The organism is Chitinophaga agri (assembly GCF_010093065.1).
GTDB lineage: Bacteria > Bacteroidota > Bacteroidia > Chitinophagales > Chitinophagaceae > Chitinophaga > Chitinophaga agri.
On the sequence record NZ_CP048113.1, the window covers coordinates 3373885 to 3396099 of the forward strand.

Below are 22215 nucleotides of genomic sequence, written 5' to 3' on the forward strand. Positions count from 1 at the left end.
CGTCATCAATTCGCGCTTTCCCGGAATTTATTTAATATTAGCAAAAATCGCACCCATGATATCAAGACCACAAGCTGGCGAATTTGTACCCTACCAGGAAGTTTATATTAAGGCTGTTGGCAATGCGGAAGTCCCTGCAATACTGGAAGAACTGAAAGACAGCACGTATGCATTTTTCACAGCTATTCCGGAGGAAAAGGCCGACTATGCATATGCGCCGGGAAAATGGACTGTAAAGGAAACTTTAGGGCATATGATCGATACGGAGCGGGTATTTGCCTACAGACTGTTATGTTTCCTGCGGGGAGAACAACAGGGGTTACCAGGGTTTGAACAGGATGATTACGTCCTGAACTCATCTGCCGGTGAACGCTCCTTACAGGACCTGGCAAATGAGTTCAGGGTAGTACGTGAATCAACGATATACCTGACACGTAATCTGAAAAAAGAACAGGAAACTATTATGGGCAAGGCCAGTAATAATCCGGTATCTGTAAGAACACTGGCTTACATAATTCCCGGCCATGAGCTGCACCATTTAAGCATACTGAAAGAAAGGTATTTACCTGGAATGGGCATCCAGATCTAACCACTTATTGACGGTATTGGCAGATGTTTCCAGTACGATCTTGTAAAAGCGGGAAGACAGCTGCCTGACATCCAGTAATGCATGACGGTCCTGTACGGGTACTTCTGCCAGCAGTTTGTACTCGTCAGTGCCGCCTGTTTTGAAATTATTTGTAGTGGCTACCCAGATCTTCACTTTACCTGTGTCCTGCAGGGAAGACCATTTCAGGTCAATATTTCCCTGAATAAAGTTAGCAGCTGCATTCGCTATCGCCACATTTCCGATCATTGGCGTACCATCTACCTCACGGGCGGTATGTGCAGGAATATCCATATGCAGATAACGGGCGATAGTAGGCATGATATCCACAATACCCGGCTCGTAATAACGCGCATATGCATTGGCAGGTTTGTAGCTGGTCACCATCCAGGTGCTGCGCTGACGGGCGGATTGTCCGCCATGGTCACGACCGGTCTTTTCGTCCCGTCCATGATCTGTCGTGATGACCAGCATCCAGTCTTCCTTAAAGTGTTGCTGTCTGTAGTTGATGGCATCCCACAGTCTGCCCATTTGTTTGTCCATCAGCTCTACCGCTCTATAGAACTCCGGGCTATCTCCATACCCATGTCCCATATCATCTGTATACTCCAGGTATACCCATGACAGCGACGGCGCGTCTTTTCTGATACCGGCAGTTGCCTCATCCATCACTTTCTCATCGATGTTATGCATAAAGTCTCTTTTCTTATCATGCGGGAAATGGACGGTATCCAGCTCATAACCATCGGCATGCAGGTCGATGTGTACATTGCCTGCTGCTGCCAGGCCATCCCCTGCCAGCTTGGTACGGTTATCCAGCCAGCTGGAATAGATCGCTACCTTCTTCTGCGGGTACTGTGTTTTAAAGAGACGGAAAAGGTTATAGTAATGATAGTTAGGCGCTTTGATATCGTTATCAGTCACGTTGTGTTTATTCACCCAGGTGCCTGTCAGCAAACTGTTATATCCCACGGCGGAGATGGTAGGTGTCTGGTTATAGGTATCCTTATCTCCACCCACATGCATGCGGGTATACCGGCCGGCCTTAATTATACGGTCGATATTAGGCGTATGCAGCTTTTCCAGTACATCGGCAGGAATACCATCTGCAATTACGAACACTACTTTCTTTTCTCTTTGCTGCGCCTGCGCTGAACCTCCCAGCAGAAGGCCCAGACAAGCGGCAAGATATAATTTCTTCATCATGACTTAAATTTATACAACTTATTCTGCTTTTAGTAACCACATAACACCATTGATGTTATCATTACCGGAGAACTGGCTACTGATGGCGGCATTTACATTCGCCTGATTGTTCTGCAGCTCACTCACCGGATACATCCAGCGTTTAGGTATTTTCTTGTCATTCAGCACACCAGCACCTGTTACATCAAAAACAGGCAAACCAGTACGGCGCTGCTCATAGAAGAAATTCCAGTCACTGTTCATGAAGGAGGCAATATATTTCTGGGTCATGATGGCTTTCAGCTGATCTGCCGCAGGAAAAGGATTTGCTTTCAGATAGTTGTCAATGGCAGTCTGGTCAATGGCATAGAACTGCATGGAAGCCTGTACACCCTTGGTGTAATATTCCGCTGCATTTCCGGAGATCCAGCCGCGTACGACAGCTTCCGCCAGGATAAACTGCAGCTCGCCGTAACCGATAGCGATACTTGGTTCGTTCACCGGATTATTGAAGTAACGGGACTTGATCTTAGACACTTCACCTGCCAGCACTTTACTGCTGTTCACATTCACGGGATCACTTCCCTTAGCACCTCCATAGGCATTAAAGTCGTTATCCGGCAGTGCGACATGATCAGGCGCCTTTTCCGCAAAACGGAACAGACGAGGGTCCTGCAATCCTTTCAGGAGGTCTACGAAAGTAGCATCCATGTAGTAAGCTGTTTGCAGATCATTGTCGTTGAATGTCGGGTAACGTGTACCCAGTACATCATGAAATACCAGTTCACCATTATCACTATTACCTGTCATTAAAGGATAGTTCTGCGGATTGTTCACAATCTCCGCAAACCTGCCTTTTACATTGAGGGAAGTATTGTTCTCTTTCACGGAGAGGCTCATGAGGATACGCAGTGACAGGGTATTGATCAGGCGTTTCCACTGTTGCATCCTACCCTTATACAGGATATCGCCCTGCACATCCGCTGTTGTATTGGTGATCAGTGTATTCGCTGCTTTCAGGTCATCCAGTACTGATACATAGATGGTCTGCTGTTTATCATACACAGGTGTCAGACTATCCTGCTCACCTTTTAGTGCAGAAGTATAAGGAATATCACCAAAGGTGTTCGTCAGTTTCATGAAGTAGTAGGCCTTAAAGAATTTAGCCAGCGGAATATATTCCGGCTTCTGCATTCTGTTGGCCTCTTCCTCCATCTTCACCACCTGGCGCAGCTTGTTATAGGTGTCAAAGCTGGCACGTGTCCATCCGTAATACTGATCGTTCGATACACTATTCACAAATACCATCTGTCTGGTCGCCAGTGTGGCACCCAGGTTAGTGGACTGAAACGCGTCCTGGATAACAGTGCTCAGTAACAGATCGGGTGTAGACTGTGTTGGCTTATTAGGATCTATCTGAAAATCCTCAAATTTCTTACAACCTGTTGCTACGATCAGCAGCAGCGCTGCTATGCTAAATATCTTTCTCATCGTTGCTGACATTAGAATTTAAGATTAAGGTTAACACCCATACTTCTGGTAGAAGGCGTTTGCAGGTTATCCACACCTGAATCCGGATCAACGTTCGGCATTTTGGTGAACAGCAGCAGGTTACGACCTACAGCAGAGATATCTGCTGCGCGGAACACACGTCCCTTCAGCCATTTCGAAGGCACGCTGTAAGTAAGGGTCACTTCTCTGAGTTTCAGGAAACTCTGTGAGTAGTAGTTATAATTTACGTCTGCTCCATTGCTGGTATTCGTCATGTAGTCGATATAGTTTACCCCCTGTGTATTTGGTGCGAAAGTTCTGTTATCACTGATGATGTTACCATCTGTATCATATGTCGCCTGACCGGAAGTCACCACTACACCCTTACCCACAAAAGTGGATTTGTTCTGGTTTGCATCATCCCTGAAATGGTTCACAGTACCCGGATGTGTACCACCCCACCACATTTTCTGGTTAGTAGTAGAATACATCATTCCACCCAGACGACCATCTACCAGGAAACGGAAACTGAAGTTGCCATAAGAGAAACTGTTTTCCAGCCCATAGATCAGGTCCGGATCATTGTTGCCTATCAGGCGCTGAATATTGTCTTCCAGCGGGAATCCATCCGCCCTGAAGATCACATTACCGGAAGGGTCTTTCTGGTATACGGTAGCGAAGATCTTGTCACTTCTGTCTCCTGCCTTCAGGTAACCCAGACGGTCACCACCCGTGATCTCTTTCAGGCGGCGACGATAGGTACTCAGGTTAAGCATCACATCCCATCTGAATTTATCCTTGCGGATCGGCGTAGCAGTCGTCACAAGTTCCACACCCCTGCGTTGGTAAACGTGACCATTTTCCAGCCGGCTGGCAAAACCAGTGCCTAATGAGATCGGAATAGTCAGGATGTTGTTATAGTCTTTTGTCTGGAAGTAGGTCAGTTCAAAACCGAGTTTATTGCCAAAGAACTTCGCATCCACACCCGCTTCCCAGCTATCGGAGGTCTGTGGTTTCAGCGACGGGTTCCTGATCACATCTTTAAACTTCAGTCCAGGTACGCCATCCCAGGTTGTGCCTTTATCATAAGAAGGCAGATAACCGTAGGTGTAACCATTATCAAGTGTTCCGCTGGACACACGGGATACCGCACCTCTGGCTTTCAGGAAGGAGAACCATTCCGGCAGACGGGTGAGTTGTGATACAACTACCGAACCAGACAGTGATGGATAGAAGAAGCTGTTGTTCTGTGTAGGCAGTGTGGAGATCTTATCGTTACGTCCTGTCAGGGACACATAGATCGCGTTGTATAATTCCAGGTCTACAACACCATATAAGCTGGCTGTTCTGCGTTCTTCCAGCCAGTTGGTAGACTGTACCGCATTGGCGGAGTTACTCAGGTTATACAGACCCGGAATGGTCAGTCCGTCAGTATTGCTGGAGTCACCCTTGAAGTTGCGGTAGTAGTTGGAGCCGCCTGCCTGTGCGTGTATCTTAAAATATTCACTGAAAGTATGGTTATAGTCTACGATCAGATCAGATACAATATCAAAATAGGTATTGGAAGTAAGTGTATACTGACCTCTTGATTTGTTACCGTAGCCAATATAGCTCTTCGGTTCTCTGTAGTCCCGATTCAGGCTATACTGGTTGATACCTGTACGGAACTTCGCACTGAAGGAAGGACTGATCTTATAGTTCAGGTCAACAGATCCGAAGGTATTATTCTTATCATATCCCCTGAGGTATTCATATGCCTGAAAATACGGGTTGTTGTAATAAGACGTGTTGTAATGACGTTGCTGTACACCTTCCTTACCCGGTGCCCAATAGTTACGCAGGTCACGTACATCAATATCCGGACCTGTCCACAGGATCAGGTTATACAGATAGTTGGTAGGACCATAACCGGTTTCAGGGAAGTTGTGTGTATATTCTTTGTTATAGCTGATACGTCCGTTCACCGTAAAGTCCTTTGTCATGTTGTAGGTACCAGACAGGTTGAAGGAAGTATTCTTCAGGTCTGTATTAGGTACAATACCCTGCTGATAGATATGAGACGCTGATGCGCGGAAACTACCGTTATCACTGGATTTTGCAAAGCTGATGTTATTACTGGTGATCACCCCTGTTCTGAAGAAGTTATTCACATTATCCTTACCACGGGAGAGGAAAGGCAATGGCACCAGCTTACCGGTGTTCGGATCTACCGGACTATTGAACTGAGGTGTTTCATAGTAACCACTTGGCGTAGAAGGATCGCGCTGGTCCAGCTTAGGGCCCCAGATCCATCCAAAACCTTCCGGACCACTACCTGATCCGTCTATATACTGATATTCTCCTTTAAAACCGTTACCATAGGTAGTCTGCACCTTAGGGATACGGATAAAGCTGGTCTGGAACTGTGTAGAGGAATTGAAGTCAACGCTCAGGTCTTTCGCACCACCTCTTTTCGTGGTGATCATGATCGCACCATTCATACCGATGGAACCATACAGCGCAGAAGCAGAAGCACCTTTCAGTACGGTCATACTTTCAATATCATCTGCATTGATCTTATATAAGTCGGCGGACTGGTCTGGGATACCATCTATTACGATCAGCGGTTTAGCACCACGCAGCGAAATACCCGGGTCCTGGAACAAGTCAGTAGTATTCCTGATAGTCAGACCAGCTACACGGCCTGTCAGAGAGCTGATCACGTTTGGTTCACGTGCCTTTACCAGGTCAGCACCTTTTACTTCCTGTGCAGCATAACCAACTTTTGCTTTTTCTTTCTTAATACCTAATGCAGTCACCAGTACTTCAGAGAGCACTTTCTCATCATCCTGTAAAGTGACCTGGTAACTCCCGGATCTACCGACAGTTAGCAGGTAGGTCTGATAACCGGTAAAAAAGAACTGCAATACTTCACCTTCATTGGCTTTGATCTGGAAGTCGCCATTCTCCGTCGTGATGGTACCGCGTTTAGTACCTTTCACCATGATAGACACACCAGGTAAAGGTTGTTTTTTACTATCGGTTACTTTACCGGAAATGTTCTTCTCGGCAGGATCACCGGGGTCAGTTACTGCACCTGCCTTTACGATGATATTGTTATCGAGGCATTTGTAGTTGAAAGCTGCTTGTCCGGCCAGCAGTTGCAATACATTCTCCAGTGTGGTATTTCTGGCGTTAAGATTTACTTTTCTATTCATCAGTCCGGACTGGTCCACACAGATGATAGCATAATGCGTTTGTTGTTCGATCAGCTCGAACACTTCTTCTAATGATTTATTATGTACGGTCAGAGAGCAGGGCACCTTGTGCAGGTCCGCGATCCTCTCCGCCTTTACGGTTGTAAAAGGCAATGAAAATACACAGCAAAGCAAGAGGCATAAGACTGCTTTACTGCGGATACTCAGATGTTTGTAAAAAGAAGACATAAATGCATGCATTTAGTGTGATTGATAAGCGTTGTTTTCGATAAACCGGATCTGCTTTCCGTTGATGGTGTAGTCGAGATTGCCCGTTGCTTTGATCACATCCAGGATGTAATGAAGTGGCTTGTCCCTGAACTTCGCAAACAACTTATAGTTAGCCATGGCAGGGTCGGTAAAGATGATCTCAACATCATACAATTGCTCCAGTTTGCGTGCCACCACAGCGAGTGATTCGTTGCGGAATATGAGTAAACGGGACGTCCATCCGGTTACTGATTCCACATCATAATCTCTTGTGAAAGCCTGCTTCGCATGGCTATCATAAAATAACTCCTGTCCTGGCTGCAGGTCAACAGGATGCGGCTGCGCAGGCGTACTTACCTGTACCTTCCCCTCTACCAGGGAAACGGCAGCACTGTCCTGCCCTTTGTAGTGTGCTACGTTAAAACGGGTACCGAGTACCAGTACAGAGAGCTCTCCTGCCAGTACAGTAAAGGGACGGTGCGCATTTTTAGTGACATCAAAAAATGCCTCTCCTTCCAGTATGATGTGCCGGTCAGTCTTACCGAAGTCCTGTGTATAACGGATAGTGCTGTGAGGCGCGAGGTGCACAATCGTACTGTCCGGCATTGTCAGTGTCAGCACCTGTCCCGGCAACCCTGTTCTCTCCACATAGGCGATGGGTTGCGGCTTTGTGCTGTGACGCAGATAGAACACACTGCTGATGATCATACCTGTTACGACAGCTGCGGCCGCGATCTGTGTAAGGTATTGTTTCATCATAGTGATCAGCGCAGGTTGCTGACGCTGGCGGATGCGTTGTTTTACATCCTTTAGTGCAGCATTCACCAATGCAGTATCTGATCGTTGATGGCTGGCCTGCCATAACTCTTTTAATACATTGTAAGTCTGCCTGTTCTCTGCTGCGCTCTCCAGCCAATCGGCCAGGAAGTCTTCTTCCCATAGGGCGGTCTGTTCATTAAAATGCCTGGTGATCAGTAAATAAAGCTCCTGCTGTTCCACAATGTTTCCGTTTACAAGACAAGGACGAAAAGAATGACGCTGCTCGTGACAGGAAAAATGGAGTTAACATATTGGTAATATTGGATAGGTCGCCTTGAGGAATTTAAGGGCGCGGAACATGTGTGTCTTAACTGAATTAACAGATATATTTAATAGACCCGCAATCTCTTCATAACTGAATCCTTCATATCGGTGCATCTTGAATACCAGCTGCATCTGCGGCGGCAACTGTGCGATCAGGGACTGGATATGTACAGTGATATCTTTATACATCAGCTGATGATCGGGTTGCTGATAGCCATCATCAGGCATCTCTGCAAGTGCTTCTTCCGGGAGGTTATACATTGATTTTCGCTTACGATAGTAATCGAAGATCCTGTTACGGACCGCTACATACAGGTATGCGTTTAAAGTGGTGGAAATAGCCAGCTGGCGGCGGTTATGCCATAGGGCGCAGAACATTTCCGCGACGATATCTTCTGCTTCATCAGTAGGATATGGCAGCAATACTTTAGCGAACTGTCTCAATCCTTCATAGTAGCGTTTGAAGATAGCGTCAAACGCATCTTCGCTTCCGGAGATGAACAGTTGCAGATAGTGGTTATCGTCGAAAGACTGGCGTGCCATTGCCACAAATCTAAGGGGCGGCCACGGGTTTCAATGTTAGGTTTTCATTAAGTCTTAAGAGAGGGCGGTATTATCGCATTACATAATCACGTTCGCCATCTTTAAAAATAGATATCTACGTAGTCTACAACATTATTCCCTTCGCAGTTATCCATTTCCTGTAAACGCCAGTATTTTCTTGCACCTTTCGCCAGGAAATGGTATGTACCTGTCTTATCACATACCTCTCCTTTATTAACAGTGGCATACCTGGTTTGGATCTTACCCTTAAATATCAGCTCATTAAAAGTGACCATCGTCAGTGTACCATCGATCGTCACAAAGTCGCCGTTCTCCCCACGTTGCTCACCTTTAACCGTATACGTACCATCCCTTTGCTTTTTGATCTGCACTTTACCCGGCTGGTCCCAGCTGATCCATTGCAAGGTGAAATTGTGTTTGCCTTCCCGTATCTGTTTAACAGGTTGCTTAGCTACATGCTGGGCAAAACTGGTGGAGAAGGCCAGACTTAATACGCAGGTTGTACCAAAAAATAACTTTTTCATATTCATAAATCGTTCGTTATAGCGGAGCTGGTCTGGTGTATCATTAGACCAGGGAAAAAATTAATGAATTAATATGATAGTAATTAATAGCCGGAGTGAGATGATTGCAGGAGTTCATCTGGTCTGCTCCACCACTAGACCAGCAACAATTTCTTCCTGAACTATCCTACTATGCCATGTAGGTGAAACACAGCACTGGTCTGCCTCACAACTAGACCAGAGAAGATAACATGCAATACTGATAAAAAACTATCTGACTTAAAATTCAAACACCTTGCATATACTAGAGCACCAGGCAATCCATCCCCTCATGATCCTTTCTCCGCATGCCTCTATAGAGCTCCGGACTCACATGCATACTCTTCTTGAATAGGCGTGAGAAATGGTACGGATCTTCATACCCTATCGCAGTAGCCACCTGCTTGATCTTCAGGTCTGTCGTGTATAACAGCAGACAAGCCTGCTGTAGTTTCAGGTGAATAAAATAATTCAGCGGAGACATGCCCGTCGTCTTTTTAAACAGGTTGGAGAAATGTGAAGGTGACAGGTCAGCCAGCTGCGCCAGGCGTTCTACCGTCAGTGTAGCCGCGAGGTGCTGCTGCATATACCGGATCGTATCATGGATACGGTGATGCCCTTCCGCCGTGTCACGGGTAGGCTTTTCCGGGAAAAGAAAGGTCGAAATGAAGTGGTACAGATGTAGGTTTGCTTTGCTCAGATTGTCTTTTCCAAATCCCATCTTCAGTGACTGGAACATGCTGTTCCATAGCTGAATCCCTTTCTCATTGCGGTGAATGGGTTTTGGACCATCATACAGCCCAATGTTAAATCCATGATTAAATGCCTCCATATCTTTTCCGCTGAAATGCACCCAGTAAATTGTCCATGGATGATCATCATCAGAGCCATAGCGCAACGGCAGATCAGTGACCGGAATAATGACATATTCATTCATGCCGACCCTGAATGTCCTGTTATCAATTGAGTACCAGCCTTTGCCGTGCGTACAATAGATCAGAATATTGTCCGTGCAGCCTTTTTCTCTGTCCCTGTAATGAAAAGCAGCTTTAGGAAAATAACCAATGTGTGTGATGTACAGCTGACCCAGTACGGGATTGATCTTAATGGCATTTTTCCAGACGGCATCAGGGAGACTGATGAGCTGTTCCCCTTCGAAGCCATCCCTTCTTTTAAGAGTCCCCATAACGTGAATGTTGTTTTGATGTTTTTCGTACCTGAAAAATACTCAATTCATCTGAAAAAATAGTTGAATAATTCATCAAAATAGATGGATTTGCTATTTACACCACCTAGGTGATGAAATACATTTGCCTGATAATTCCATTTATGAAATAGTTTTATTCACTAACACAATCTCCCAAACGTCTGGTTTATGCCACGAATCCTCTCCACGTCCCGGTTACCCGGGGTACTAAAACACGTATACCTATTACTACTGTTTTCCACGAACTTCACCTACAACGCGTTTGCACAGCAAGCTGCTAAAGTTACCGTTACCGGTACCATTACAGATACGTCAGGTGTGTTTCTACCGGGTGTATCTATCGTCGCGGAAAACAAAAAGAATGTCGCCACCTCAACCAACAACAACGGTAAGTTCATTCTTGACGTAGAAGTGGGTACATTGCTGCGATTTTCGTACATAGGTTTTGAACCACAGTTTATCACTGTTTCTCCTAATTCAAAGGTGATCAACCTGACCCTCCGGTCAGCTACCTTTAATGCGGAAGAAGTCGTGGTTGTCGCTTATGGCCGTAAACAACGAAAGGAAGCGGTAGTAGGCTCAGTGACCACTATTGATCCCGGCAACCTTAAAATTCCGTCCAGCAACCTGACAAATGCAATGGCCGGACAAATCGCCGGTATGATCTCCTTCCAGCGCGGCGGCCAACCAGGGCTTGACAACTCCCAGTTCTTCATCCGTGGGGTGACCACCTTCGGATATAGTGCCAGTCCGCTGATACTAGTAGACAACATCGAGTTAAGTGCAAATGACCTGGCACGTCTCCAGGTAGATGACATCGCCAGCTTCTCCATCCTGAAAGATGCAAGCGCAGCGGCACTGTATGGTGCAAGAGGTGCGAATGGTGTTATACTTGTCACTACGAAAGAAGGTAAAGCCGGCAAGGCGAATGTGAACGTTCGTTATGAGCATTCTATCTCCCGCCCTACAAAGACCGTAAAACTGGCCGATCCGGTAACGTACATGAAACTGTACAATGAGGCACTCACCACCAGGAACCCGCTTGCGACACCACTGTATACGCCGAATGATATTATCAATACACAGGCTACATGGAACAAAGCACCCGGGCATAATCCATATGTATACCCGGCGGTAGACTGGATGAAAACACTGTTCAGAGACCAGACCACCACACAACGCGCCAACTTCAGCGTACAGGGCGGTAATGATGCGGCACGTTATTACATCGCAGGTTCGTATGACAGGGACAATGGTATTCTGCAGGTGAATCCTGTGAATAACTTTAACTCTTCCATGAAGTTCGAGAACTATCAGCTGCGTTCCAACGTAAATGTAAAACTGACTAAAACCACAGAAGCCGTTGTTCGCCTCTGGGGTAATTTCAATGAATACACCGGCCCCATTACCGGCGATCGTTCCGGCCTGGCCAGTGATATGTACGACAGGGCGCTGCATACCAGCCCGGTGGCCTTTCCGGCCTACTATCCGGCTGACAGTGCCAACCTGCTGACCAAACATATCCTGTTCGGTAACTCACTCACGACTTCCGGCGGACTGCAATCCAATCCTTATGCATCCCTGATGTATGGGTACAAAAGTTTTTCAGAATCAAGACTCTCTGCACAGTTTGAATTAAATCAGAACTTCAACTTCATCACCGAAGGACTGGCATTCCACGGCTTATTCAGTACCAACCGTTACGCATATTTTGATCTGACAAGATCGTATTCTCCTTTCTTTTATGACGTGGACCAGTATGACCAGGCAAGCAACAGTTATACATTGAAATGGCTGAATAGCCAGCCGGGACAGGCACAGGAGTATCTCAGCTACTATCCTGGGGCTAAAAACGTGAACACTTTTCTTTACATGCAGGGCTCAATCGATTACGCTCGTTCTTTTGGTAAAAATAACATCAGTGCAGCACTCATCGGTACCCGTCAGCAGAAGCTGAATGCCGATGCAAATGATCCGGAAACCAACCAGCCATCATTACAATACTCACTGCCTTACCGTAATATCGGACTGGCAGGTAGAGCGACTTACTCTTATGCGAGCAAATACTTCCTGGAATTCAACTTTGGGTATAATGGATCGGAGCGTTTCTCCATGCAGCACCGCTGGGGCTTCTTCCCGACTATAGGCGCAGGCTGGGTACTGTCTAACGAGAAATTCTGGAAAGGGCCTGTCAGCAATATTGTCACCAGGCTGAAACTGAGAGGTAGCTATGGACTGGTCGGAAATGACAACATCGATAACACACGTTTCTACTACCTGTCTAACGTTAAACCCAATGATACCAACGGACCTTCCGCTGTATTCGGCACCAACAACGGTGTAAGGATGTATGGTACCACTATCCGTAACTATCCTAATCCGGGCGTAACATGGGAAACAGCGAGAAAGTCTAACCTGGCAGCTGAGATCACCTTCATAGACAAACTGAATATAACAGCAGAGATCTACCATGAGTACAGGTATAACATCCTGCAACAACGTGGATACATACCAGTGACAACCGGTCTGGAAGCAGCAGTAAAGTCAAACGTAGGCACTGCCTATGCGAAAGGTCTTGACCTGAACATCAACTATAAACAAACCTTCAATAAGCACCTGTGGGCATCTGTGCTGGCGAATCTGACTGTCACTGCCAACAAGTATGGCCGCTTTGAAGAGCCGCAGTACAAATATGATTACCGTTTCCAGGCAGGTAAACCAATCAATCAGCCGTTCGGTTATATCGCAGAGCGACTGTTCGTAGATGATAAGGAAGCGGCTAACTCACCTACACAGTTATTCGGTTCCTCTCCATTACCTATTGGTGGCGATATTAAATACAGGGATGTCAACAAGGACGGTATCATCAATCAGGACGACCAGGTACCTATCGGTTTACCGACTACACCACAGATCATCTATGGTTTCGGTTTCTCACTGGGCTACAAAAACTTTGACCTGAACGCCTTCTTCCAGGGACTGGCAAGGGAATCCTTCTTTATCAATGCTACATCGGAAGATGACAGATACTGGGGTAAATATGGTACAGCGCCTTTTGTTAATAATGCACAGATCCTACAGGCATATGCAGATGACCACTGGTCTGAAGAAAAACAGAACCTGTACGCACTATGGCCCCGCCTGGCCACTACAGACATCCTGAATAACCAGCAGCAGAGCACCTGGTGGCTGAGGGACGGCAGTTTCATGCGACTGAAATCACTGGAAGTCGGCTACACACTACCTAAAGAGATCGCCAGAAAAATGCACATCAGGAATATGCGCATCTACTTCACAGGTCTCAACCTCCTTACCTTCAGCAGCTTCAAACTATGGGATCCTGAACAGGCCGGACAAGGCTTCAGCTATCCTATACAGAAGGTATTCAACCTCGGTATCAATGTCAACCTTTAAACGATTGCAGATGCAAAAGATCAGTAAATTATTTGTCGGCCTGGCCCTCTCCATATGCATGCTATCGTCCTGTAACAAGTACCTGGACGTAGTGCCTGATGATGTTGCTACACTGGAAAGCGCGTTTGCGAATGCCAATGAAGCACAAGCCTATTTATTCGGATGTTATGCCACCTTACAGGCATTGTCAGATATACGCCGCAATGCCGGCTTTACCACTTCAGGAGAAATGATGTTCCCTTATCCATTACAGGACCAGACTACCCTGGGCGGTAATGGCGGAGACGCCGGATTCAGCATCCTGCGTGGTTTACAGAACAGCGCTAATCCACTACTCAACTACTGGGATGGTTATAACATGGGCATTAACATGTGGCAGGCGATCCGCCGGTGTAACATCTTCCTTGAAAACGCGCATATCCCCAGAGACCTGCCGGAATACCAGCGCAAAAGATGGGAAGCAGAAGCCAAATTCCTGAAAGCCTACTATCACTACTGGCTGATCAGGATGTATGGACCTACGCCGATCGTAGATGTGAACCTACCCGTGAATGCGTCTATCGATGAAGTAAGAGTGAAACAGCAACCAGTAGATTCCTGCTTTAATTATGTGGTACGCCTACTGGATGAAGCCATTGCCGATCTGCCACCTGTTATACAGAACCTGGCCGCAGAACAGGGCCGTATCAGCTCCACCATTGCCAAAGCTGTGAAAGCAGAAGTACTGGCCACCGCTGCGAGTCCGTTGTTCAATGGCAACAGGGACTACATCAGCATGAAAAGGAAAGATGGCACCATGCTGTTTCCTCAGGCATATGATGAAACCAAGTGGCAGAAAGCAATGATCGCCTGCCGGGAAGCAATTGAAGCAGCTACCACCAGTAGTGCAGACCTCTATCAGCTCAGACTGAGCGGCGGTATTGTACACATGTCTGATGAAACGCGCAGAATGCTGACAATACAGGGCGCCTTTGTAGATAGCTGGAACCCTGAGCAGATATGGACACTCAACTCACAGTTCGGCTGGCAGTACATGGCATCTCCAAGGGTGACTGCTGAAGCAGCAGCCAACGTATTTGCCGTATATTCCAACTTATCTGTTCCTATCGGTCAGTCGGAACTGTTCTACACCGATCACGGTGTACCTATTGGAGAAGACAGAACGTGGGACTATAAGAACCGTTACAAATTACAGGCAGGAGATGAAGCCCATAAGTATTATATCAAACAAAACTACGTCACAGTTAAAGGTAACTTCAACCGCGAGCCACGTTACTATGCCGATGTAGCCTTTGATGGTAGCGTATGGTTCGGTTCCGGTGGACTGGACGACAACAATCCAAACTACATCAATGCAGTGAATGGACCTGCTGCACCACCCGACCAGCTGCGTTATAACGCGACCGGTTACTGGGCCAAAAAGCTGGTACCCTATCAGACTACCTTCGGACAGAACAGCGTACAGCAAAACTATTCCTGGCCGTTCATGCGCTTAACCAGCCTTTGGTTACTATACGCAGAATGTATCAATGAAGTGAACGGACCTGGCGCTGATGTATACAACTGGATCGACAAGGTTAGAGAAAGAGCCGGTCTGGGAGGTGTAGTGAATGCATGGGCACAATACTCCACCAACCCGAATAAACCGACCACCAAAGATGGTCTGCGTGCTATCATTCACCAGGAAAGAAGGATCGAGACAGCCTTCGAAGGCCAGGCCGGATGGGACCTCCGCAGATGGAAAGAACTGCAGAACGTACTGAGCACTCCATTGCAGGGCTGGAATGTTTTCAGCAGAAAGACAGAAGGTTACTACCAGCTAAGGATCGCACAACAGACTGTATTTGGCGTAAGGAACTACCTGTACCCTATCCAGGACTTTGACATTCTGGCGAATCCTAACCTGGTGCAGACACTCTACTGGTAAGCAGGGATCTATTCAACTACTCAATTTTCACGTATGAAGTATACATCGAACGCTATACAACGGCTCTTGCTGTTATTCATTATATCAGGCTTTCTTCTTTTCTCCTGTAAGGAGATGGATGGTTACAACGAGATCGTATCCACAGACATGACCAAACCTGATCCGGTCACGAATGTCAAAGTGGTTAATTTTAACGGAGGGGCCTATATCACCTATACACTGCCGAAGTCTTCCAACATCCTGTATGTACAGGCAAACTACATGATCAACGACAAGAAAAGCAGGGAAACAAAATCTTCCTACTACTCTGACAGCATCACCGTAAGCGGCTTTGCGAAGAGTCAGGATTATGATGTGGAACTGCGTGTGGTCAGCCGTGCACAGGTGGCATCGGAACCCGTGCATATTAAGGTCCATCCGGATACACCGGCATACCTGCTGGCCCGTCCGACCATTACGATCAGACAGGACTTCGGCGGTGTACAGATCAGTGCATTCAATAAAGCACATGCTAATCTGGGTATCATCGTCGTATCACCAGACCAGACCAACAAATACCAGATCATTTCCCAGAACTATACCAATGAGGATTCGATCACTTTCAGTCTGCGCGGATATGATACCATTCCCCAGAAATTCGGCATCTATGTGACTGACCAGTGGGAAAATATTTCAGATACTTTATATGCCACCATCACGCCGGTTTACGAAATGCAGATGGATAAATCGAAGTTCAGGTCCTATCAGCTGGGTACAGACGCAAGGACAGGCTTTGGCTGGGTAATAGAGAACCTCTGGAATAATTCGGCACAATCTCCGGGTTATCATACCGAACAACCTATTCAACCACTGGTATGGCCCGCAGTGATCACTTTTGATATGGGGCAGACCGCAAGACTAAGCCGGTATACCATCTGGAACAGGGGTATAGATGGTAGTGGTAACTGGTTATGGCAGGCGGGCGCTCCGCAGACATGGGTATTATGGGGACGCGAAGATAATCCCGTAGATGAGACCATGCCGGATGAGAATCATCTGCCACCAGTAGGCGGCTCCACACCCAATGGCTGGATCAACCTGGGCGTATATGAAGCACCAGGCAAACCATCCCGGTTACCGAATCCGCAGTACACGAATGCCGATCTCTCTTTCTGGAATGCAGGCTTCAGCTATAACTTCTCACTGAATCTGCCCAAGGTGAGATATATACGGTTCCAGTGTGTGTCTAATATGGCACAGACCAACAACTTCTTTAACGTGAACGAACTGACATTCTGGGGCGATCCGAGATAACCTTCCAAAAAGCAACCAATGAAACGTTATACAACATATAATACATATCTGCTGGCCGGTTTGCTGGCCCTGATGGGATGCAGCAAAAAACCCACTGACTACCGTGACTTCCTGAACGGAGAGGAACTGACCTATCCCGGCAAAATATCCAACAGCCAGGCAAGGCCGGGTAACGGACGCATACAGCTGATATGGACACCCAGCCCTGACCAGAGCATTACCCAGTACAGGGTATTCTGGAACAATGGGGCGGACTCTCTTACAGTGGCTGCCAATACACATAATACTTCTGATACCGTAAGATGTACTATCCCTGACCTGTCGGAATATGTGTACTCCTTCATGCTCTATTCCTATGACGGAAAAGGGAACCGTTCCGTATCCACAGAGATCAGCAATGCGCGGGTATATGGCACTGTGTACATTGGTACACTGAATAACAGGTTAACCAATACGGAGAATCTTTTCACCGTCAATGAAAACAACTCTGTTACACTGCGCTTCCTTACACCGGATACGATCAACATCCGTACGATACTGAAATACACGAACGCGCAGAATCAGGAAGCTGTTGCCACCCTGGCTCCTGCCGATAACGAGCTGACACTGACCGACTATAAATTCGGTACCCCTATTCTGTATCAATCTTCCTATATTCCTGTAGCCAATGCACTGGATACATTCAATGTACCACGTTATGATACCATTGCACCGATATACAAGCTCATTCAATGTGACAAGAGCCTGTTCCAGGAAAGGGATATGTGGGGAGATATGGGGATCTATCAATCAGATACCCGGGTAAGCAGATTGTGGGACGGCTCCGTTGGTCCGCAGGGATATCCAAACATCTTCCATAGTGATGGAAATGGTGGTATGCCAAGAACACTGAGCTTTGATATGGGTAAGGTATATAACCGTCTGGCGGTAATAGAAGAGACAGGCAGGGATTGTTGCAATAATCCTGATCAGTTTGAAGTATGGGGTATTGCAGATCTTACGAATGCTATACCGGAAATGAATCCAGGTGACCCGGGCTGGAAAGATGCAATGCTGAATAAGGGATGGACATTACTGACAGAAGTGAAAAGACAGGACAACGGCAATGGTGCCTTTAAGGCAAACCTGATTGACAATCCGCCGCCGGTACGCTTCATCAGGATCAGGGTGCTGCATAATGCCAATGGAGAGAATAGTTATGTTAATATGTCGGAAATCACCTTCTGGAATAAAGAATAAGTTCGAGCTAATGATGATCTTAAAGAAACACATTATTACTACAATTGTGCTGCTTATACCTGTAACATTCAGTTATGCGCAGCAAAGTCCGCTGACAATGAAATATGACAGGCCGGCGGCTATATGGGAAGAGACATTACCACTTGGAAACGGCCGACTGGGAATGATGCCGGACGGTGGTATTGAAAAAGAGAAGGTCGTGCTTAACGACGTCACTCTATGGTCGGGCGCCCCACAGGATGCGAATAACTATGAAGCTTACAAGCAGCTGCCGAAGATCAGGCAGCTGCTGAAGGAAGGCCGTAATGACGAAGTACAGGCACTGATGGATAAAGATTTCATCTGTACCGGTAAAGGGTCAGGCAGCGTTCCCTTTGGCTGTTATCAGACATTAGGTGAACTACAGTTGCAGTTTACCTATGACAATGCAGGTAAAGTGGAGCCGGAACAATATGAGCGCCAGCTTTCCTTACCACAGGCTGTTGCAGGTTGCCATTACAAGATAAAAGGTGTCACCTATAGCCGGGAATACTTTACCAGCTTCGGAGACGACCTGTCGTTCATCCGCCTGACGGCCAGCGAGCCAGGCAAACTGAACCTGCGCGTAACGATGAGCCGTCCGGAAAGAGCGGCTACCCGCACAGAGAATGGCGCGTTACAGCTATATGGACAGCTGGACAATGGCATCGACGGAAAAGGGATGCAGTACCAGGCTACTGTCAGGGCACAGGCGAAAGGTGGTACGGTGGCCACGGAAGCGGAGGCACTGGTGATCAAAAATGCGACAGAAGTGATCCTCTATATCGCGGCAGGTACCGACTTCAGAAACCCTGGATTCAGGACACAGCAATCCAAAGTACTGACCACTGCCATGAAAAAGCCCTATAAAGCGCAAAAACAGGCGCATATAGCCAATTACAGCAAATTGTTTAACAGGGTACAGATAAACCTGGGTAAAGGCGAATCAGGGCAGCTAACGACCGATAAAAGGCTGGCAGCTTTTTACAACAATGCTGCTGCTGACAATGAGCTGCCTGTACTCTTCTACCAGTTTGGCCGTTACCTAAGCATCTGCAGTACCAAACCGGGCTTACTGCCACCGAACTTACAGGGACTATGGGCCAACCAGGTACAAACACCCTGGAACGGAGACTATCACCTGGATGTGAATGTGCAGATGAACCACTGGCCGGTGGAGGTATCCAACCTGTCAGAGCTGAACCTGCCGCTGGCTGAGCTGGTGAAAGGCCTGGTAAAACCAGGAGAAAGAACAGCGAAGGCCTACTACAATGCACCAGGATGGGTGGCCCACGTGATCACCAACATATGGGGATTCACAGAACCGGGCGAGAGTGCCTCCTGGGGTGCAACCAAATCCGGCTCCGGCTGGTTGTGCAATAACCTATGGGAACATTATGCATTCACCAATGACAAAAAATACCTGGCCGATATCTATCCCACATTGAAGGGTTCTGCGGAGTTTTATAATAGTCTGCTGATAAGGGATGAGAAGACCGGCTGGCTGGTGATGTCTCCTTCCTCTTCTCCGGAAAACTCTTTTTATCTGCCTAACGGCAAACATGCCAGCATTTGTATCGGTGCGACGATCGACAATCAGATCGTCCGTGACCTGTTCAACAACATCATCACGGCATCTGAGGTACTCGGTATAGATGCCGCCTTCCGTCAGGAGTTACAACAGAAGCTGCCACAGCTGCCACCAGCGGGCGTGATCTCTCCGGATGGCAGGATTATGGAATGGCTGGAAGACTATAAAGAAACGGAGCCGCAACACCGGCATATCTCTCATCTATGGGGACTGTATCCGGCTGCACTGATCACGGCAGAAACAACACCGGAACTGGCAGCAGCAGCGAAGAAAACACTGGAAGTGAGAGGCGACGATGGTCCAAGCTGGACCATCGCCTACAAGCTGCTTTTCTGGGCAAGACTACAGGACGGTAACCGTTCCTTTAAATTGCTGAGAGAGCTGCTGAAACCTACTAACAGAACAGATATCAACTACGGCGCAGGCGGTGGTGTATATCCAAACATGTTATCAGCAGGCCCGCCGTTCCAGATAGATGGCAACTTCGGTGCGACAGCCGGTATTGCGGAAATGTTGCTGCAAAGCCATGCAGGCATGATCAATCTGCTGCCGTCTATTCCTGACCAGTGGCAGGCACAGGGCGCTGTAAAAGGATTAAAAGCGAGAGGCAATATCACAGTCAGCTTTGACTGGAAGGATGGGAAGGTGGTTCACTATACCCTCACTTCACCTGTAGCTACTAAAGTAAAAGTAAAGATCAATGGTGAGATAAAAGAGATCACCACCAGCAAAAGCTGACATTCCTAATCACCCTCATCGTATGCAACTTCTGACCGGTAAAATCATATTACTGACAGGCGGCTCTTCCGGTATCGGATATGAGTGCGCTTTGAAGTACGCAGAGGCAGGTGGCATCGTTGTGATCGTGTCCAACGATGCGCCGGCCCTTGCCGCTACGATCAGCACACTGGGTGCTGATCACCATGCGATCTTCGCCGATATCTCCCAATCAGCCGACGTGGCACAAGCTATCCGGGAAACACTGGAGCGATACGGCAGAATAGATGTTATTCACAATAACGCAGCTATCGCCTCTCCTTCGAGTCCACTACATGAAACCAGTGAGACCGAATGGGATCAGGTGATGAACACAAACCTGAAAAGCATTTTCCTGACCACCCGGTATGGCATTCCGGCACTGAAAGAAAGCAGGGGATGCATCATCAATACCAGTAGTCTGGTGGCGGAGATCGGACAGGAAAACCACGCAGCGTATACTGCCAGCAAAGGTGCGGTGAATACACTCACCAAATCCATGGCGCTGGATTATGCACCGTTTCATATACGCGTCAATGCGGTGGCGCCAGCAGGTGTATGGACACCGATGTTACGGGAATGGGGAAAACAGCAACCTAACGGACATGGCTTTGAGCAATATATGAATGGCATCCATGCGTTAGGATATTGTCCGGAGGGAGACGTGATCGCGGATGCGTGCGTATTTCTGGCTTCGGACAAGGCACGTTTCATCACAGGGCATGTCATGCATGTGAGTGGCGGCGCCGAGCTGGGATACAGGGCACTGATGCAGCCGGTCGAAGCAGGGTTATAGCTTGCCGTCCAGTGGTGTTATTCCATTCCCTGCTTTAAACACTTCCATGGTCTGCTCCTCTTTCCTGCGGCAGCAATATAAGCACCAGTTATAATGCTTATCAACAATGAAAAAACCCTCGATATGATAAGTTAACAACCATTTAATTGCCCTTACACTGCAGTTATACACATGAGGCTTACAATCCGGATACGCTTCATATACTGGTACCCACCAGTAGTTGGAGGTATCCGGTAGTAGCTTCAGCATACTCCACAGGTTACCTTTCGCTGTTGATCCTACTGCCACTTTATGCCTGATACGATCTGTCCAGTGGGTAAGAAAATAATTAGGATCTCTGATAAAGAAACGATCGTCAATCTTTTTCAGGATGCCCACACCTGCTGTGAATGGATCTGTAAATTCCGCAGGTCCGAGTTTGTTTTTTATATATTCAAGCCTTTCTTCCCAGAACATAAGACGGTCTCTTTTGTGTGCAAAAATAGCAGAATGCGATGTAGTCGTATGCGTGGTTTGGAGAGTTTCCCGGAATAAGTTTACTTTGAGGCGAATTTAATGGTTTGTCCCTATGCCCGAGAATACCGCTATCACATCGACAGCATACTTTCATCAGCTGCAATTTGCTTATTTCGATACCTATTCATTTTGCAGAGGTGAGCAATATCAAAGTGAGTCCTTACCTGTGGAATTCCTGACTGACGCTAATAAGTCAATTCACCCATCTGCTGTTTTATATCAAACAGCGCGACAGGACAGTTCTTTCGCAGATGCATTAAAACAAGCTTTAGTACAAGATATACACATGGAAGGCGGATGGATGTGTGGACCTGTTTACCGGGATGGTATTATCTTCTACAATGAGCAGGGAGAGATCATTTCCGTATTGAATGTTTGCCTGAGTTGTTGTCATATGCAGCTGGATGACAAGACATACCTTTCAGCCGATTTCTTAACCTATGATCTGCTGAAAAAGCTATTCCTGGAAGCAGGACATCCGGTAGAAGAACCGGAGCACTTCTATGTACCTGGATTAAAAAAACATTATCCCCAATAATA

At 47.1% G+C, this 22215-nt stretch carries 16 protein-coding genes; 8 read left to right on the top strand and 8 right to left on the bottom strand.

All coding sequences use genetic code 11. The annotated features are described in order from the left end of the window. Positions 1-55: 55 nt before the first annotated feature. Entirely contained in the window at positions 56-589 is a 534-nt protein-coding gene (locus tag GWR21_RS13305; RefSeq protein WP_162332218.1) for a DinB family protein, read from the top strand. Here the strand turns inward: GWR21_RS13305 and GWR21_RS13310 are convergent. From GWR21_RS13310 to GWR21_RS13340, 7 genes are all read right to left on the bottom strand, one after another. Then, positions 563-1813 carry an alkaline phosphatase family protein gene (locus tag GWR21_RS13310; protein ID WP_238430359.1) on the bottom strand — a complete coding sequence of 417 codons (1251 nt, stop codon included), beginning with the start codon at positions 1811-1813 and terminating at the stop codon, positions 563-565. The two genes, GWR21_RS13305 and GWR21_RS13310, sit on opposite strands and share 27 nt — an antisense overlap. A gap of 18 nt (positions 1814-1831) precedes the next feature. Beyond that, positions 1832-3283, bottom strand: coding sequence for a SusD/RagB family nutrient-binding outer membrane lipoprotein (locus GWR21_RS13315; protein WP_238430360.1), 1452 nt, complete (start codon positions 3281-3283; stop codon positions 1832-1834). Between the two features lie 11 nt (positions 3284-3294). Continuing rightward, positions 3295-6708: a SusC/RagA family TonB-linked outer membrane protein gene (locus GWR21_RS13320; protein WP_162332220.1), complete on the bottom strand. Its 3414-nt coding sequence runs from the start codon at positions 6706-6708 to the stop codon at positions 3295-3297. 12 nt (positions 6709-6720) lie between these two features. Next, positions 6721-7728: a FecR family protein gene (locus GWR21_RS13325; RefSeq protein WP_162332221.1), complete on the bottom strand. Its 1008-nt coding sequence runs from the start codon at positions 7726-7728 to the stop codon at positions 6721-6723. Positions 7729-7791: 63 nt separating this feature from the next. Beyond that, positions 7792-8355, bottom strand: a complete 564-nt coding sequence (locus tag GWR21_RS13330; protein ID WP_162332222.1) for an RNA polymerase sigma-70 factor — start codon at positions 8353-8355, stop codon at positions 7792-7794. A 101-nt stretch (positions 8356-8456) separates the two neighbouring features. Further along, positions 8457-8900, bottom strand: a complete 444-nt coding sequence (locus GWR21_RS13335; protein WP_162332223.1) for a hypothetical protein — start codon at positions 8898-8900, stop codon at positions 8457-8459. Positions 8901-9183: 283 nt separating this feature from the next. Continuing rightward, positions 9184-10104 carry an AraC family transcriptional regulator gene (locus GWR21_RS13340; RefSeq protein WP_162332224.1) on the bottom strand — a complete coding sequence of 307 codons (921 nt, stop codon included), beginning with the start codon at positions 10102-10104 and terminating at the stop codon, positions 9184-9186. A gap of 189 nt (positions 10105-10293) precedes the next feature. Here GWR21_RS13340 and GWR21_RS13345 point away from each other — a divergent pair, with 189 nt between their 5' ends. From GWR21_RS13345 to GWR21_RS13370, 6 genes are read left to right on the top strand one after another with little or no spacing between them, the layout of a single operon-like run. Further along, the gene (locus GWR21_RS13345) at positions 10294-13539 is read left to right on the top strand and encodes a SusC/RagA family TonB-linked outer membrane protein (protein WP_162332225.1); all 3246 of its coding nucleotides are present in this window, start codon (positions 10294-10296) and stop codon (positions 13537-13539) included. A 10-nt stretch (positions 13540-13549) separates the two neighbouring features. Continuing rightward, positions 13550-15466 carry a RagB/SusD family nutrient uptake outer membrane protein gene (locus GWR21_RS13350; protein ID WP_162332226.1) on the top strand — a complete coding sequence of 639 codons (1917 nt, stop codon included), beginning with the start codon at positions 13550-13552 and terminating at the stop codon, positions 15464-15466. A 33-nt stretch (positions 15467-15499) separates the two neighbouring features. Further along, positions 15500-16759, top strand: coding sequence for a DUF4959 domain-containing protein (locus GWR21_RS13355; RefSeq protein WP_162332227.1), 1260 nt, complete (start codon positions 15500-15502; stop codon positions 16757-16759). 18 nt (positions 16760-16777) lie between these two features. Then, on the top strand, positions 16778-17998 hold the full coding sequence (locus GWR21_RS13360; protein WP_162332228.1) for a DUF4998 domain-containing protein: 1221 nt from the start codon (positions 16778-16780) through the stop codon (positions 17996-17998). A gap of 10 nt (positions 17999-18008) precedes the next feature. Further along, positions 18009-20345 (top strand): glycoside hydrolase family 95 protein, encoded by a 2337-nt coding sequence (locus tag GWR21_RS13365; protein WP_162332229.1) that lies wholly within the window; start codon positions 18009-18011, stop codon positions 20343-20345. Positions 20346-20367: 22 nt separating this feature from the next. After that, positions 20368-21159, top strand: a complete 792-nt coding sequence (locus tag GWR21_RS13370; RefSeq protein WP_162332230.1) for an SDR family NAD(P)-dependent oxidoreductase — start codon at positions 20368-20370, stop codon at positions 21157-21159. Here the strand turns inward: GWR21_RS13370 and GWR21_RS13375 are convergent. Continuing rightward, a complete protein-coding gene (locus GWR21_RS13375) occupies positions 21154-21615 on the bottom strand; it encodes a hypothetical protein (protein WP_162332231.1) in 462 nt (153 codons plus the stop codon). The genes GWR21_RS13370 and GWR21_RS13375 overlap by 6 nt on opposite strands. 112 nt (positions 21616-21727) lie before the next feature. Here GWR21_RS13375 and GWR21_RS13380 point away from each other — a divergent pair, with 112 nt between their 5' ends. Further along, the gene (locus tag GWR21_RS13380; RefSeq protein ID WP_162332232.1) at positions 21728-22213 is read left to right on the top strand and encodes a hypothetical protein; all 486 of its coding nucleotides are present in this window, start codon (positions 21728-21730) and stop codon (positions 22211-22213) included. Positions 22214-22215 lie beyond the last annotated feature (2 nt).

What these genes read in the sequence shown, in the direction of transcription:
- GWR21_RS13345 (WP_162332225.1), top strand. Translation starts at nt 10,294, where the DNA reads ATGCCACGAATCCTCTCCACGTCCCGGTTACCCGGGGTACTAAAACAC.
- GWR21_RS13315 (WP_238430360.1), bottom strand. Translation starts at nt 3,283, where the DNA reads ATGAGAAAGATATTTAGCATAGCAGCGCTGCTGCTGATCGTAGCAACA.
- GWR21_RS13365 (WP_162332229.1), top strand. Translation starts at nt 18,009, where the DNA reads ATGATGATCTTAAAGAAACACATTATTACTACAATTGTGCTGCTTATA.
- GWR21_RS13320 (WP_162332220.1), bottom strand. Translation starts at nt 6,708, where the DNA reads ATGTCTTCTTTTTACAAACATCTGAGTATCCGCAGTAAAGCAGTCTTA.
- GWR21_RS13305 (WP_162332218.1), top strand. Translation starts at nt 56, where the DNA reads ATGATATCAAGACCACAAGCTGGCGAATTTGTACCCTACCAGGAAGTT.
- GWR21_RS13355 (WP_162332227.1), top strand. Translation starts at nt 15,500, where the DNA reads ATGAAGTATACATCGAACGCTATACAACGGCTCTTGCTGTTATTCATT.
- GWR21_RS13380 (WP_162332232.1), top strand. Translation starts at nt 21,728, where the DNA reads ATGCCCGAGAATACCGCTATCACATCGACAGCATACTTTCATCAGCTG.
- GWR21_RS13375 (WP_162332231.1), bottom strand. Translation starts at nt 21,615, where the DNA reads ATGTTCTGGGAAGAAAGGCTTGAATATATAAAAAACAAACTCGGACCT.
- GWR21_RS13350 (WP_162332226.1), top strand. Translation starts at nt 13,550, where the DNA reads ATGCAAAAGATCAGTAAATTATTTGTCGGCCTGGCCCTCTCCATATGC.
- GWR21_RS13370 (WP_162332230.1), top strand. Translation starts at nt 20,368, where the DNA reads ATGCAACTTCTGACCGGTAAAATCATATTACTGACAGGCGGCTCTTCC.
- GWR21_RS13310 (WP_238430359.1), bottom strand. Translation starts at nt 1,813, where the DNA reads ATGATGAAGAAATTATATCTTGCCGCTTGTCTGGGCCTTCTGCTGGGA.
- GWR21_RS13330 (WP_162332222.1), bottom strand. Translation starts at nt 8,355, where the DNA reads ATGGCACGCCAGTCTTTCGACGATAACCACTATCTGCAACTGTTCATC.
- GWR21_RS13335 (WP_162332223.1), bottom strand. Translation starts at nt 8,900, where the DNA reads ATGAAAAAGTTATTTTTTGGTACAACCTGCGTATTAAGTCTGGCCTTC.
- GWR21_RS13340 (WP_162332224.1), bottom strand. Translation starts at nt 10,104, where the DNA reads ATGGGGACTCTTAAAAGAAGGGATGGCTTCGAAGGGGAACAGCTCATC.
- GWR21_RS13360 (WP_162332228.1), top strand. Translation starts at nt 16,778, where the DNA reads ATGAAACGTTATACAACATATAATACATATCTGCTGGCCGGTTTGCTG.